Consider the following 14056-nt stretch of genomic DNA (forward strand, 5'->3'; position numbering starts at 1 on the left):
CCCTCAGCGCGCCGAGCCGTAGACGCCGCGCGACTGGTCCCGGACCAGCTCGCCCGACGACAGCTCGATCACGCGCTTGCGCATCTGGTCGACGATCTCGTCGTCATGGGTGGCCATCACCACGGTGGTGCCCGTCCGGTTGATCCGGTCGAGCAGCCGCATGATGCCCAGCGACGTCGTCGGGTCGAGGTTCCCGGTGGGCTCGTCGGCCAGCAGGATCGACGGACGGTTCACGAACGCGCGCGCGATCGCCACGCGCTGCTGCTCGCCACCCGAGAGCTCATGCGGGCGCCGCTTCTCCTTGCCCGCCAGGCCCACCATCTCGAGGGTGTCCGGCACCGTCGTCAGGATGTGGTGCCGCGGCTTGCCGATGACCTGCAACGCGAACGCCACGTTCTCGAAGACCGTCTTGTTGGGCAGCAGCCGGAAGTCCTGGAACACCGCGCCGATCTGCCGGCGCAGGTGCGGCACCTTCCACGACGACAGCGTCGTCAGGTCCTTGCCGGCGACGAAGACCCGCCCCGCCGACGGCCGCTCCTCACGCAGCACCAGCCGCAGGAAGGTCGACTTCCCCGAGCCCGACGACCCGACGAGGAACACGAACTCCCCTCGCTCGACCTCCAGGGAGACCTGGTCGAGGGCAGGCCTCGCGCCGCGCGCATAGACCTTGGTGACGTTCTCGAATCGGATCACGGCTCGCGGCCAGTCTTCGGGGATGGGAGGGCGGTGCGGCTCTGGCCGCGACGAGCCTAGGCAGCCGCCCCCGACGATCCCCCGCAGACACGCCGCCGGGAACCTGTGAGTGTTCCTACTCGCGGACGTCCTGGCTGCGGCGCCAGCGGATGCCCGCCTCGAGGAAGCCGTCGATGTCGCCGTCGAACACGGCAGCCGTGTTCCCGACCTCGTGCTCCGTGCGCAGGTCCTTGACCATCTGGTACGGGTGCAGCACGTAGGAGCGCATCTGGTCGCCCCAGCTCGCCTTGATGTCGCCGGCCAGGGCCTTCTTCGCGGCGTTCTCCTCCGCCTGGCGCTGCAGCAGCAGCCGGGACTGGAGCACGCGCAGCGCGGCGGCGCGGTTCTGGATCTGCGACTTCTCGTTCTGCATCGACACGACGATGCCCGTGGGGATGTGCGTCATGCGCACCGCCGAGTCGGTGGTGTTGACCGACTGGCCACCCGGGCCCGACGAGCGGAACACGTCGACCTTGATCTCGTTCTCGGGGATCTCGATGGAGTCCGTCTGCTCGATGAGCGGGATGACCTCGACCGCCGCGAAGGACGTCTGCCGACGGCCCTGGTTGTCGAACGGCGAGATCCGCACCAGGCGGTGGGTGCCCGCCTCGACGGACAGGTGCCCGAACGCGTACGGGACCTTCACCTCGAAGGTCGCCGACTTCAGGCCGGCCTCCTCCGCGTAGGACGTGTCCAGCACGGCCGTCGGGTAGCCGTGGCGCTCCGCCCAGCGCAGGTACATGCGCAGCAGCATCTCCGCGAAGTCGGCGGCGTCGACGCCACCGGCGCCCGCGCGGATCGTCACGACGGCCTCGCGCTGGTCGTACTCGCCGGCGAGCAGCGTGCGGACCTCGAGCGCGTCGAGGTCCTTGCGGATCTTCACGAGGTCGGCCTCGGCCTCGGCCAGGGTCTCCTCGTCGCCGCCGTCCTCGGTGGCCATCTCGACGAGCGTCTCGAGGTCGTCGATGCGGCCGCCGAGCTTCTGCACCCGGTCCAGCTCCGCCTGCGTCGCCGACAGGGCCGACGTGATGCGCTGCGCCGCCTCCGGGTCGTCCCACAGATCCGGCGCGGACGCCTTCTCGGACAGCTCGGCGATCTTGGCGTGGAGCACCGTCGGGTCGCTCACCGCCTGGATGGATTCCAGCGTCGTACGGAGGTCGCGGATCTCCGCGGAGAAGTCAGTGGTGGCCACGGCGGTCCAGGTTACCCGCTCAGACTGGACACGCGGCCTGCGCGCCCGCCGTCACCACGCTCGCGCGCTCGACTCCGCCTCGAGCGCGATGCCGTCCGACCACGGCGCCGTGACCCAGCTGATCAGCGCAGGCCGGGTGTACGCGCCGAGCCGCACCACGGCGGTGCGCCCATCTGGCGCCGCGGCCTCTAGCACCTCGACGCGCTCCAGGCCCTCGGTGAGCTCCGGGTGGTCGGCCAGATGCTCGAGCACCGCGCGCCGCACATCCTCGTCGGTGATCGGCACATGCCCCTCGGCCGTCGGGCGCCGGCCCTCCGCGTAGTACCCGGGGTCGGACAGCGCGTCGGAGGCGTTGATGGCCGCCGCGTCCGCCGTCGCCAGCAGCCGCTTGCGGTCCAGGTGCACCCCGGTGGCCGAGACCACGCCGGTGACCAGCAGCAGCGCCAGCACCACGAAGCCGATCGCCAGAACCGACGTCTGCCCGTCCTCCCCCGCCGGCATCCGCCAACGCCTGCTCACGACGCCTCCCGGAACCGGTCCACCGGCGCCACATGCCGAGCGCTGACCGGGATCTCCAACGGGACCTCCTCGCGCACGAACGACGGCACGAACGGCAACGGCACCGCGACGACGACCTCCGCGACGACCTCACTGCCTGGCGCCAGGCACGGCACGCTCGAGCAGTCGAGCGTCAGCGCCTCAGCCGGGTCCACATCGGAGAACCCCTGGTCGCCCAGGGCCAAGCCCACCGCCGCCACCGCGCGGTCGGCGCCCGTCGCCGGGTCGTCCGCCCGGGCGAATGCCCTTCCGGCCTCCCGCGCGGCCCCCTCGACGGCGAACGTCGCCGCCTGCACCCGGCCCAGGACGAGCACCAGGTACACGACGGGGACCAAGAGCAGCAGCGCCACACCCAGGAACTCGACGATGGCGTTGCCACTGTCATCCCCCGCGGCGGCCAGCCGGGCCCGCCACCACGTCACGACGCGCCTCACGGATCCCCCTCGGCGAGCGCATGCCCCACGACGGTGAGCCCACGCCCCGGCCCGAGCAGCCCGGCGACGGGCAGCGGCGCGGTGATCCGCACCTCGACGACGTCCAGCCCGTCGACCTCGGCGCGCCGGGCCGTCACGTCCTGCGCGTAGTCGGCCGACAACGCCGCCGTGACCAGCGCACGCGTCCGCTCGGCGCCGTCCTCCTCGCTGCGGTCCGCGAGCGCGGCGTACCGGGCGCCCTCGGCGGCGCAGTCCACGAGGGTGTTGCGCACGTGCTGGACGAGCGCGAGCTGCAGCACGGCGGCGAACAGCAACGAGGTGAGGGCGCCGACGAGCACGAAGTCGACGATCGCCGAGCCACGCTCACGCTCGGCCACCGCATCCGCCGCCCTCACGTCGGCCGGGGCCGGGGCCGGGGGCGCGCCCACCACCGTCACTCGGGGCCGGTCACGCTCGCGATCGAGGTCTCGAAGAGGTCGGCGAGCAACGGCCCGGCCACCGCCCACAACGCGACCACCAGCCCTGCCGTCATCAGGGTGATCAGAACCCAACCGGGCACGTCCCCCCGGTCGCCCCCCGCCCAGCGCCTTCGACGGGCGGCCCCCGGCGTCGCCTGCGGCGTAGCGGAGCCATCCCCCACGGGTGTGTCCCCACCGTCGGCCTGAATCATCGTCTCGTCGTGCATGGCGCTCTCCTTCATCATTCGACTCCGTCCACATGCGCTCACAGCCCGACCTTGAGCACCGCGATGCTCGGGAACACCGCGAAGACGACCGTCACCGGCAGGATGAGGAACACCACCGGCACCATCATCAGCACCTCCTTGCGGCCGCCCAGCTCCATCAGCCCGCGACGTCGCTGCTCGCGGACGTCCTGCGCCTGGGAGCGCAGCACCTCGGCCAGCGGGGTGCCGCGCTCCACGGCGACGGCCACCCCCTCGGCGAAGCGCGCCAACGCGGCCAGGCCCGTCCGGTCGGCGAGGTTCTCCAACGCGTAGGCCAGCGGTGTCCCGGAGCGGGCGTCCGCGAGGGTGCGGGCCAGCTCGCCGGACAGCTCCCCGTGCGTCGTGCGCACCACCCGCTCCAGCGCGCCGACGGCGCCCTCCCCGGCGCTGACAGACAGCGCGAGCAGTTCGGCGATGGTGGGCAGCTCGGCCAGGAGCCGCTCCTCGCGCGCCGCGATCTCACGGGTGAGCTGATAGTCGCGGAACAGCACACCAGTGGCGCCCGCCACGAGCACCAGGACGAGCAACGGGACCACGCCGGCCGAGCGCCCGGCGGCGATCATCAGGGCCAGGGCCAGTCCCGCCGCGAGGCCGACCACACCCCACACCACCTGGCCGGCGCGGAACTCCTCGACGGTCTCACTCCGCCCCGCGCGCTCGAGCCGGCGGCGCAGCTCGGCGGCAGGCGAGCCGATCCGGGAGACGAAGCGCACCCCGTCGGCCATCACCGGGGCGATGAGCCGCTCGAGCGTCGGGAAGGGGGTGCGGGTGGCCGAGGCGCGCAGGAGGCGCGACCCGGTGCGCTGCGGTCGCAGGTAGGGGGCGAGCCGCTCGTCGAAGGTGATGCGCCGCGCGCCGAGCCGCCACGTCACGAGGGCGAGCCCCAGCCCGCCCAGGGCGCCCACCCCGGCGCCCAGCAGCACGGCGCTCATCGCAGCACCCGCGGGTCCTCGGGCAGGCGCCCGATCCGCACCATGATCAGGTAGGCCGCCACGGAGCAGGCGGCGCCCATGAGCAGCACCAGCGAGCCGGCCACGGAGTTGTAGGCGCTGGCGGCCTCGGTGCGGGTGGCCAGCATCGCGAGCACCACCCACGGCGCCGCGACGGCGAGCCGCGCCGCGTACACCGTCCAGCCCTGCCGGGCCTCGAGCTCGCCGCGGGTGCGCGCGTCCTCGCGCAGGAACCCCGACAGCGTGCGCAACAGGCGGCCCAGGTCGGTGCCGCCCACGTCGCGCGTCAGGCGCAGCGCCTCGATGATCCGGTCCGCGACCGGGTCGGCGAGCCGTGCCTTCAGGTCGTCGAGGCAGTCCCCGAACCTCCCACTGACCCGGTAGTCCTCGGCGAAGGCGGCGAACGGCTCACGCAGCTCCACCGGGCCCCGATCGCCCAGCTGCGCGAGCGCCTCCGGCAGTGACAGCCCGGCCCGGATGCCCGAGCCCAGGTGGTCCACCACCTCCGGCCACACATCGCGCAACCGGATTCGGCGGCGCCGCGCCCTCCCCCTCACCAGCGCGACGGGCGCCCCAGCGGCCATCGCGGCGAAGCAGGCGGCCACCGCCGGCGACCTGGTCAGCGCCACCCCGATCAGCAGCACGAGGGCGCCCAGCCCGGTGCACGCGGTCACCAGCGCGCCCGGAGTCACCTGCGGCGCGCCCGCCTGCACCAGCAGGTCCTGGGTGCGCACCGCCCAGCCGTCGGAGGCCGCCGTCGAACGGCGGGGCGGCGCCCACCACGACCACCACACGCAGCACAGTCCCGCCCCGAGCAGCAGGCCGATCACGACGCCCACGACGCGCCCCTCAGCGCCCGGCGCGCAGCAGCGCGGGCAGGTCGATGCCGGCGATCGCGAACCGCTCGGGATGCGGCGGGTACCCCTCGCCCCGCACGAGCTCCTCACCGCGCAGGTGGAACAGGTCGGCCGTCTCCACGATCCCGTTCTCCACCCGGCCCGGCACCGCGACGATCTCGCGGACCCGGCGCCGGCCCCGCGCGTCCAACCCCAGGTGCACCACGACGTCGATGGCCGCCGCGACGGTCGGCACCACGAAGCGGTCGGAGATGTTCTCCCCCGCGAGCAGCGGCAGCGTGCACAGCTTGGTCAGCGCCTCACGGGCGGAGTTCGCGTGCAGCGTGCACATCCCCGGCACGCCCGCGTTGAGAGCCACCAGCAGGTCCAGCGCCTCCGCCTCGCGGACCTCGCCGATGAGCAGCCGGTCAGGGCGCATCCGCAGCGCCTCCTTGACCAGGCGCCGCAGCGGGATCTCGCCGGTGCCCTCCAGGCTGGGCTGGCGGCACTGCAGGGCCACGACGTCCCGGTGCACGAGCCGCAGCTCGAAGACCTCCTCGCACGTGACGATCCGCTGCCGGGCGGGCACCGAGCCCGCGAGCGCGCCGAGCATCGTCGTCTTGCCCGCCTGCGTCGACCCGGCCACGAGCACGTTGAGCCCCACCCGCACGGCGGCGTCGAGGAAGACCGCCGCCGCGACGGGCAGCGACCCCAGGGCGACGAGGTCGTCGAGCCGTTGCGCGCGGGCCACGAACTTGCGGATGTTGACGGCCCAGTCGCGCCGCGTCACATCGGGGATCACCACGTGCAAGCGCTCGCCACCCGGAAGGCTCGCGTCGACGAACGGGCTGGACAGGTCGAGCCGTCGACCGGACGCCTTGAGCATCTGCTCCACCAGGTCGCGCACCTGCCCGGCGGTGAGGATCGTGGTCGTCAGCTCGGGCTCGCCGCGCCGGGCGACGAACACCTCGGTGGGCGAGTTGATCCAGATCTCCTCGACCTCCGGGTCGTCGAGGTACCGCTGCAACGGCCCGAGCCCGGCGACCGCGTCCACGACGCTCTTCAACGCGCCCGCCGAGTCAGCCAACGGCGGCACGGCGCCCACAACGCTCCGGGCGTCGTAATCGGCGATCGCGTCGGTGACGAGCTGCCGCACACCGTTGCGGTCGCGCACCGGGTCCAGGCCACGTCGGCGGATCAGCTCGCGGACCTCAGTCTCGAGGATCGCCACCCCGTCCACGGCTGCTCCCTTGGGCCGATGCCACCCGGCTGACGCGCGGGCGACCCGACACTAGGGGAGGAACCGGACAGACCGCACTGTCCGTCCACAAGCCGGGCCCAGCGCGGGAGTGAGCGCCTCCCGTCTGGAACGACCACGCCTCCCTGCTACTCGCCCGAGAATCACTCCGGAATGACGGCGCCAGACCAGACCTCTAGCTCAGTCGACATCTCGTCGTCGGCGTGCTGGGTGGGGGCCTGGCGGCAGGCGTTTGGACATGCGCCGGTCACGCATACGCGAAGCCCCACCGGAGTGCCGATTCCTGATCGGCGGTGCCGACCGCCATCAGCCGCCGCGTCAAGGTCACGACGCGCGTGCACCCGTTCGACGACGCCGACGGGTTCGCACTGGCGATGGCCGACATGATCCACCCCCGCGGCCAGGCCAGGCCGTGCCGGGAAACGTTCATCGACTGCTGCTGCAACCTCGCCTCGCCCAACCCGCGCCCGCGCCGCTCGGGCGGGCCCTTCGGTCGGTGCTGCTCCGTCGATGCAGGCATCGATGCGCGTGTGCCGTCAGGCGTCGCTGCGATTTGCCCAGGCCGGCACCGTGACCTGAGGCTTCAATCCCGCGCCAGGGCGCGGCGGGCCGCAGCCTGGCGGGAGCGCTCGTCGTCGCTGACCGGAGCCGGCGCGCTGGGCGCGTACTCGAGACCTGCCGCCGCGTCGACGTTGGAAGCAAGCCGGTACACCCCGACGACCAGGACGGCAGTGCCAACGCCCCCCAGGAACGCGCCCACGAATGCGGCGCCGCTGCCCCACTGGGCTGCCGCAGCAAGCGTTGTGAAGAAACCGCCGAGGAGTGTGAGCAGGAGCCCAGTGGCTAGGAGCGGGGCAGACGGCTTGACCATGGGCTGCATCATCCCGCGGGCCGCGGGCAAGACGACCGAAAGAGCGAGAATCGGTACGACTTTCACCCGGCCGCACCCGCCGCCGGTCGGTGTGGCCGCTGGCGCGACCTACTCTCAGTCGCCGAGGTGGCCCACCAGGCCGTGCGCCCTGCTCGAGCTCGGTGAGGTCGGGCCGCCCGGGCCGCACTCGGCACGAGTCAGCGGCAGCAGCCGGTCGTCACCGACTCCAAGGACGGCCCGTCGCAGGCGACCTGCCACACCCTCACGCGCCTCACGCTCGGTGGCACATTCGAGCACACCCAGATCGAGCCCGGCAGCATCACCAACGGTGAATGTCGACACATGGCTCGCGTCCGAGCGAGGGCAGGACTCCCACGCTGCTCTCCAACGGTACGACGTCGCACAGGAAAGACGGCGCGAAGGCACGGGCACCAATGCGCATAACCGCGCTGCCGGGTGCCAGGCAAGACGCGCTCGACCAGCCAAGGGTCAGCACCGCCTCCACGAACCCGTGTCGCAGGGCCAGGCCCACCTAGGCACTATCTTTAGAGGCCGTCATGCGTGGCGTACCGCCACCCCGCGCCCTCGTACGGCAGGCCGATCCCCGACTGCCCCCGCCCGTAAGAAGTACCGCCGTGTACCCAGTAGTGGAGGTTATTCAGCGCGTCGGGGTAGAGCTTTAGTCCCGCCTGCCCGATACCCCAGTTACCGGTGCAGAACATCGGCTTGATGAGCGGGATCAACTCCGTGCCGTATCGGTTGCCAGCCACTGCGGCAGTCACGCTTCCGGCGACCAGGTCAGCGAGCTGGAGATGCGGATGGAGGTGGGACGGGGCTGTCAGGACCTGAGTCACGATCGCATTCGGCTTCACGTACTCCGTACCGACGCGGACCATCTCCTCACGACTCGTAAGCCAGGCCGCCTCGTCACGATGGTCACCGCCGGGCTTATCGAACACAATTATCCCTCGCTCGCCAGAGTTCTCGATCTGCATCGAAATCCGCTCGAACATGAACGTGACGACCGCATCCTCGGGGCCCTCTCCGCCTGCGGATGAGATTCCCGCGCCCAGATCCCAGATCACGACGATCACCTTGACCTCGTGCGCCTCCGCCACTTCAAGCATCCGCTTCCGGAAAGGCGTCTGCTTCGCGCGATTCTCCGCCGACTCCGCCCACCAGCTCTTTTCCCGCGGGTTCGCCCATTTGAGTTCGACGTTAGGGGGCACGTCGAAATCCCTGTAGACAGCACGGAACGCCTGCGCGAACGGCTGGATCATTTCCTCATCGAAGATCGCGGCCCCGAGGGCAACCAGGCTCCCCATCCCCGCACGCTTCCCGCGCTGCTTCGTGTCGTCAACGTACGCGATTCGCATGTATTCCCCTTCCTCTCTCTCACCGCCCTACGGTGCCTGCATTGCTTCTAGCCAAGCTCGCCAGGCTAGGGAAAGAATGCGTCGGGCGGCAACCCAAGCCCGATGGGGGTTCCAGCCGCGGACCAGGGCACTCCGCAGGCTGTGCAGCGCGTCATCGAGGGTGAGCGCCCATTCGCGCTTCGGGATGCCGCCGCGCACCCCAGCCGCGAGGTCGATCCCGCACTGGTGCTCGCAGAGCACACCGCCCACCGACACCGGCGCACTGAGGTGCCACCCGGTGAAACCGGATTGCAGCGCGGCGATGTGGGTATTGCTTCTGCTCTATTTTAGGCCTGGTCAGGTCGAGAAGTTCGCCCCGCCTACTAAAACTGATCTTCGGCGTCAGTTCGTCTGGGGTGGCGTCGGTTGAACCGCACCAGCATGGCACGAAGCAACTATGAACCGAACAGGCGGGGCCGATCCTTTATAGGCGATGACCGTCATCCTTGGCCGGCGCCAAGGGCGCGCGAAGGTGTCCCACGCCCCGCTACCGTTGTGAGCGTGAACACTCCCTCCCCGTCCGGTCGCCAGCACCACCTGGTCCATGGCGACCACCGCGCCACCATCGCCGAGGTCGGCGCCAGCATCCGCGAGTACGCGGTGGCCGAGCGTCCTGTCACCCTCCCCTTCGCCGAGGACGTCATCGCGCCCGCGTACTCGGGCGCCGTGCTCGCCCCGTGGCCCAACCGGCTGCGGGACGGCGAGTACACCGTCGACGGCGTCACGTACGAGGTGCCGCTCAACGAGCACGACCGGCGCACGGCCCTGCACGGGCTGGTCAGCCACGCGCGGTTCACCCCTGTGGGCGAGCCCACCGGCACGTCGGTCACGCTGCGCCACGACATCGTGCCGACGCCCGGTTACCCGTGGGAGCTGCGGGTCGAGTCCACGTACACGCTGTCCGACGAGGGCCTGCGCGTGGAGGTGTCGGCCACGAACCTGAGCGGCTCCGAGGCGCCGTATGGCGTCGGCTTCCACCCGTGGCTGTCCCCCGGCGACGCGAGCGTCGACGAGTGCACGCTGCGGTTGGACGCGGCGACGCATGTGGTCAACGACGAGCGTCTGTTGCCGATCGGCGTCGAGCCGGTCGACGGCGACTTCGACCTCCGGGCGCCGCGCCTGCTCGCGGGGATCGTGTTGGACGACGCGTTCGTCGACCCGCTGCGCGACGCGGACGGCCTGTCCTGGATCCACCTGGCGGCCCCGGATGGGCGCACCGCGTCGGTGTGGATGGACGGGACGATGGACACCTGGCAGGTGTGCACGGGCAACGGGATCCCCGGCATCGACCGTGGCGGTGTCGCCGCCGAGCCGATGAGCTGCATCGCCGACGCGTTCCGCACCGGTGAGCGCCTGGTGCGCCTCGCCCCGGGCGACACGCACACCGTGACGTGGGGCCTGACGCTGAGCTGATCGGGGACTCCCCCGGACACCAAGGAGCCCGACCGCGCCTGGCGTGGTCGGGCTCTGTCATGTCCTGCGGGCCAGCGCCATGCGCCGAGCGTCAGCCGTAGTACTCGCCGTCGTCCTTGACGCCCTGCGTGTACTCCCAGTGCCAGCGCTCATACGGGCCGGATCCCCCGGGGCGGGCCCACTCGGGGTTGTCCCAGCCGTAGGACGGCGCGTTCTGGTTGAGCCAGGTCCACTTGCTGCCGCTCGTCTCGGACGAGCAGAGGTCCACGGCGAGGCCCCAGCCGTGGTTGGACTTGCCCGGCGCCGCTGCCAAGCCGCCCTTCTGGGCCTTGACGGATATCTGCTGGGACAGCGTGCGGTAGCCGCTGGACAGGCACATGTCGGCGCCGAACCGGGCGACGAACGCCTCGTTGAGCACCGCGAGGGAGACGGCGGCGTCGGCGCGGAGCTGGGTCTTGCCGTCCCAGAGGGTGCACAGGTCGGCGGTCTTGAGCTGTCCGTTGGTGCCCGGGGCTCGGGTGGAGCCGTCGCAGCCGGCGAGCTCCTCGCGCTCTTCGGAGCGGCTCGTGGTGACCATCGAGCGCAGCGCCGTGGCGTCGGTGGAGATGAGGGAGGACGGCAGCCCGGGGACCGCCGAGGAGGTGAGCGCCTCGACGGTGCTCGGCAGCTCCACTTGGGCCTGCAGGTCGGCGGCGATGCCACCGGTCGGCAGGGACTTCTGCGTGAGGGGGACGACGACTGTCACCCCGGCGAGCGCCGCGAGGACGCCGAGTCGCACCGTCCAACTCGCGGACCGGCTCACCGGCCCCCGGGGCACGCTCTGCTGCTGGCTCTTCGCGGGCTTCGGGGCGTGCCGCTGGCCGCTCTCCAACACAGTGCTGGCGGGCTCCTGCGCGGCCGCGTGGACGGTCGTGGGCGCCGGCTTGCCGCGGCGCTGTGCGCGCTCGGCCTGGGCTGCTTGCTCACGGAGCTGGCGTCGCGAGACGACTGGCGCGCGCGGATCGGGCTGCGACCCCACGGCACCTCCAGAGCTCGGACCAGGACGAGAGTTTGATCCGTCCTGGTGCAGGTCGCGGCGTGCTTCTGCCGGAGGCCCTACGCCCTGAGCGGTCACGAAACCATAACGGACACAGGCGTCTGTTCCAACTGGCTTGGACGGTCGTCCAGGCCAGATTCCCCCGGTTGCGCTTCCAGGTAACCAACGAAACGGACATCTCGCACGTCAGCGCAGGCCGTCTCGCTGCATCGCGTCGCGAACTTCACCCACCAGCTCTTCGAGGATGTCCTCCAGGAACACAACGCCCTCGGTGCGCCCGTCGCGCTCGACGCGCGCCAGGTGGGTGCCGGAGCGCTGCATCGCGGCGAGCGCCTCCTCCACTTCCGCGCCGGGCTCGACGACGGCCAGCGCCCGCACCCGCCAGGTGGGGACCGGCAGGTCGCGGGAGTCCTCATCGGCGTACAGGACGTCCTTGAGGTGCAGGTAGCCCGTGGGGACACCGCCGGCGTCCAGCACCGGGAACCGGCTGTAGCCGGTGCGCGCCACATGCCTCTCGACATCGGCGGGCGTCGCCGCCACGTCGAGCGTCACCAGGTCCGCGAGCGGGACCATCACCTCGGCCGCGGTCCGGTCGGAGAACTGGATCGCGCCGGAGAGCAGCCCCTGCGCGTCGTCGATGAGCCCCTCGGCCTGCGACAGCTCCACGATCGAGCGCACCTCCTGCGCGGTGAAGGCGGAGGCCACCTCGTCCTTGGGCTCCACGCCGAACAGGCGCAGCACGTGGTTGGCGAGCCAGTTGAGCGCGGCGATCACCGGGCGCAGCACCCGGCCGAGCCACACCAGCGGTGGCCCGAACCACAGCACCGCACGGTCCGGGCCGGCGACGGCGAGGTTCTTGGGCACCATCTCGCCGAGCACCACGTGCAGGTAGACCACGATGGCGAGCGCCATCACGAACGCGATGGGGTGCGCGAGGCTCGTGCTCACCCCCAGGGCGCGCAGCGGGTCCTCGATGAGATGCGCCAGCGCGGGCTCGGCGACCAGGCCCAGGGTGGTCGAGCAGACGGTCACGCCGAGTTGGGCGCACGCGAGCATGAGCGACACGTGCTCCATGGCCCACAGCACGGTGCGCGCGCGCCGGTTGCCCGCCTCGGCGAGCGGCTCGATGGCGCTGCGCCGCGCGGAGATGATGGCGAACTCCGCGCCGACGAAGAACGCGTTGCCCGCGAGCAGGATGACGGCCAGGAGCAGGGCGACTGTGCTGTTCACGCGCGCTCACCCCGCTGGTCGCGATCCGGCACGGTGCGCCCGCGCTCGTCGTCGAGATCCTCGCCCGGGGGTTCCGGGGTGACGGCCACCCGTTCGACGCGTCGGCCCTGCATCTGCTCGACGCGCAGCCGCACACCGGCGGCGGAGACCTCGTCGCCGGTCTCGGGCACGCGGCCAAGCAGCGCCATCACCAGCCCGCCGAGCGTCTCGTAGGGGCCGTCGGCGGGCACGGTGAGCCCGGTGACCTCGGTCAGCTCGTCGGGCCGCAGCAGCCCGGGCAGCACCCAGGAGCCATCGGCCCGCAGCGAGGCGGGGTTGCGGCGCCTGTCGTGCTCGTCGGCGACGTCCCCGACGAGCTCCTCGACGACGTCCTCCAGGGTGACGATGCCGGACGTGCCGCCGTACTCGTCGACCACCACGGCCATCTGCAGGCCCAGCTCGCGCAGCTCGTCGAGCAGTGGGCCCAGGTGCACGGTCTCGGGCACGCGCGGCGCCTCGACCATCAGCGCGGCGGCGGGCACGTCGGCGCGCCGCTCATAGGGCACCGCGATCGCCCGGCGCAGGTGCACCAGGCCGAGGATGTCGTCCCGGTCCTCGCCGATCACCGGGAAGCGCGAGTGCCCGGTCTCCCGCGAGCGCGCGACCACGTCGGCGGCGGAGTCGTCGCGGCGCAGCACGACCAGGCGCTGCCGGTCGGTCATCGCGTCCACGGCGGTGAGCTCCTCGAAGTCGAGCGAGTTCGTGAGCAGTGTCGCTGTGGACATGTCGAGGGTGCCGACCTGGGCGGAGCGGCGCACCAGCGACGCGAGCTCCTGCGAGGAGCGCCCACCGGAGAGCTCCTCGCGCGGCTCGACGCCGACGCGGCGCAGCAGCGCGTTGGCGCTGTTGTTGAACAGGGTGATGAGCGGGCGCAGCGCGGCGGTGAACGCGCGCTGGAACGGCGCCGCCAGCCGGGCCGTCCCCTCGGGGTGGCTGATCGCGAAGTTCTTGGGCACCAGCTCGCCGAACAGCATGGAGTAGCCGTTGACGAGGATGGCGGTGCCAAGCCCCGCGACGCCCGCGACGACGGCCGGGCTGAGCGGGGAGCCCTCCAGCGCACCGCTCAGCATCCGCGCGACGGCGGGCTGTGTGGTGTAGCCGAGCAGGATGGTGGTGACGGTGATGCCCACCTGGGCTCCGGACAGCTCGGTGGAGAGCTGCCGCAGCGCCTTGAGCACGGACTGGCCGCGGCGGTCGTCCGGGCGGGTCTGCTTGTCCATGAGCCCGGCGTCGAGCGTCACCAGGGAGAACTCGCTGGCGACGAACACCGCCGTCCCCATGGTGAGCAGCACACCGAGGCCCACGAGGAGCCATTCGGTCAGCACGGGAGACCACCGCCCGTCGCGCGGGCAGGCGCCGTGCGCACGG

At 71.8% G+C, this 14056-nt stretch carries 16 protein-coding genes; 1 reads left to right on the forward strand and 15 read right to left on the reverse strand.

Annotated elements, in window-relative coordinates:
- Positions 1 to 3 precede the first annotated feature (3 nt).
- The 12 genes from ftsE to QUV83_RS03430 form a co-directional block, all read right to left on the reverse strand.
- Complete coding sequence (gene ftsE / locus QUV83_RS03375) at positions 4 to 693, reverse strand: cell division ATP-binding protein FtsE (protein WP_066582583.1); 690 nt, start codon at positions 691 to 693, stop codon at positions 4 to 6.
- 115 nt (positions 694 to 808) lie between these two features.
- Positions 809 to 1924: a peptide chain release factor 2 gene (gene prfB, locus QUV83_RS03380; RefSeq protein ID WP_289562637.1), complete on the reverse strand. Its 1116-nt coding sequence runs from the start codon at positions 1922 to 1924 to the stop codon at positions 809 to 811.
- A 51-nt stretch (positions 1925 to 1975) separates the two neighbouring features.
- Positions 1976 to 2443 carry a pilus assembly protein TadG-related protein gene (locus tag QUV83_RS03385; RefSeq protein WP_289562639.1) on the reverse strand — a complete coding sequence of 156 codons (468 nt, stop codon included), beginning with the start codon at positions 2441 to 2443 and terminating at the stop codon, positions 1976 to 1978.
- A complete protein-coding gene (locus QUV83_RS03390) occupies positions 2440 to 2916 on the reverse strand; it encodes a pilus assembly protein (protein ID WP_289562641.1) in 477 nt (158 codons plus the stop codon). The genes QUV83_RS03385 and QUV83_RS03390 overlap by 4 nt, the downstream gene beginning before the upstream one ends.
- Complete coding sequence (locus tag QUV83_RS03395) at positions 2913 to 3293, reverse strand: TadE family protein (protein WP_289562643.1); 381 nt, start codon at positions 3291 to 3293, stop codon at positions 2913 to 2915. Before QUV83_RS03395 ends, QUV83_RS03390 begins: the two co-directional genes overlap by 4 nt.
- A gap of 56 nt (positions 3294 to 3349) precedes the next feature.
- Positions 3350 to 3586 (reverse strand): hypothetical protein, encoded by a 237-nt coding sequence (locus tag QUV83_RS03400; RefSeq protein WP_436231877.1) that lies wholly within the window; start codon positions 3584 to 3586, stop codon positions 3350 to 3352.
- Between the two features lie 53 nt (positions 3587 to 3639).
- Entirely contained in the window at positions 3640 to 4572 is a 933-nt protein-coding gene (locus tag QUV83_RS03405) for a type II secretion system F family protein (protein WP_289562645.1), read from the reverse strand.
- Positions 4569 to 5429 (reverse strand): type II secretion system F family protein, encoded by an 861-nt coding sequence (locus tag QUV83_RS03410; protein ID WP_289562646.1) that lies wholly within the window; start codon positions 5427 to 5429, stop codon positions 4569 to 4571. The genes QUV83_RS03405 and QUV83_RS03410 overlap by 4 nt, the downstream gene beginning before the upstream one ends.
- Positions 5430 to 5439: 10 nt before the next feature.
- A complete protein-coding gene (locus tag QUV83_RS03415; protein ID WP_289562648.1) occupies positions 5440 to 6666 on the reverse strand; it encodes a CpaF family protein in 1227 nt (408 codons plus the stop codon).
- 265 nt (positions 6667 to 6931) lie between these two features.
- Complete coding sequence (locus QUV83_RS03420; RefSeq protein WP_289562650.1) at positions 6932 to 7204, reverse strand: hypothetical protein; 273 nt, start codon at positions 7202 to 7204, stop codon at positions 6932 to 6934.
- 63 nt (positions 7205 to 7267) lie between these two features.
- A complete protein-coding gene (locus QUV83_RS03425; protein ID WP_289562651.1) occupies positions 7268 to 7555 on the reverse strand; it encodes a hypothetical protein in 288 nt (95 codons plus the stop codon).
- A 545-nt stretch (positions 7556 to 8100) separates the two neighbouring features.
- Positions 8101 to 8931, reverse strand: a complete 831-nt coding sequence (locus QUV83_RS03430) for a DUF3800 domain-containing protein (RefSeq protein WP_289562652.1) — start codon at positions 8929 to 8931, stop codon at positions 8101 to 8103.
- 540 nt (positions 8932 to 9471) lie between these two features.
- Here QUV83_RS03430 and QUV83_RS03435 point away from each other — a divergent pair.
- Positions 9472 to 10383: an aldose 1-epimerase family protein gene (locus QUV83_RS03435; protein ID WP_289562654.1), complete on the forward strand. Its 912-nt coding sequence runs from the start codon at positions 9472 to 9474 to the stop codon at positions 10381 to 10383.
- 91 nt (positions 10384 to 10474) lie between these two features.
- Here the strand turns inward: QUV83_RS03435 and QUV83_RS03440 are convergent, their stop codons facing one another.
- The 3 genes from QUV83_RS03440 to QUV83_RS03450 form a co-directional block, all read right to left on the reverse strand.
- Positions 10475 to 11401 carry a M15 family metallopeptidase gene (locus QUV83_RS03440; RefSeq protein WP_289562656.1) on the reverse strand — a complete coding sequence of 309 codons (927 nt, stop codon included), beginning with the start codon at positions 11399 to 11401 and terminating at the stop codon, positions 10475 to 10477.
- Between the two features lie 204 nt (positions 11402 to 11605).
- The gene (locus QUV83_RS03445; protein WP_289562658.1) at positions 11606 to 12649 is read right to left on the reverse strand and encodes a hemolysin family protein; all 1044 of its coding nucleotides are present in this window, start codon (positions 12647 to 12649) and stop codon (positions 11606 to 11608) included.
- Entirely contained in the window at positions 12646 to 14013 is a 1368-nt protein-coding gene (locus tag QUV83_RS03450; RefSeq protein ID WP_289562659.1) for a hemolysin family protein, read from the reverse strand. The genes QUV83_RS03445 and QUV83_RS03450 overlap by 4 nt, the downstream gene beginning before the upstream one ends.
- Positions 14014 to 14056 lie beyond the last annotated feature (43 nt).

Source organism: Cellulomonas cellasea, from assembly GCF_030372105.1.
GTDB classification, from domain to species: domain Bacteria; phylum Actinomycetota; class Actinomycetes; order Actinomycetales; family Cellulomonadaceae; genus Cellulomonas_A; species Cellulomonas_A cellasea_A.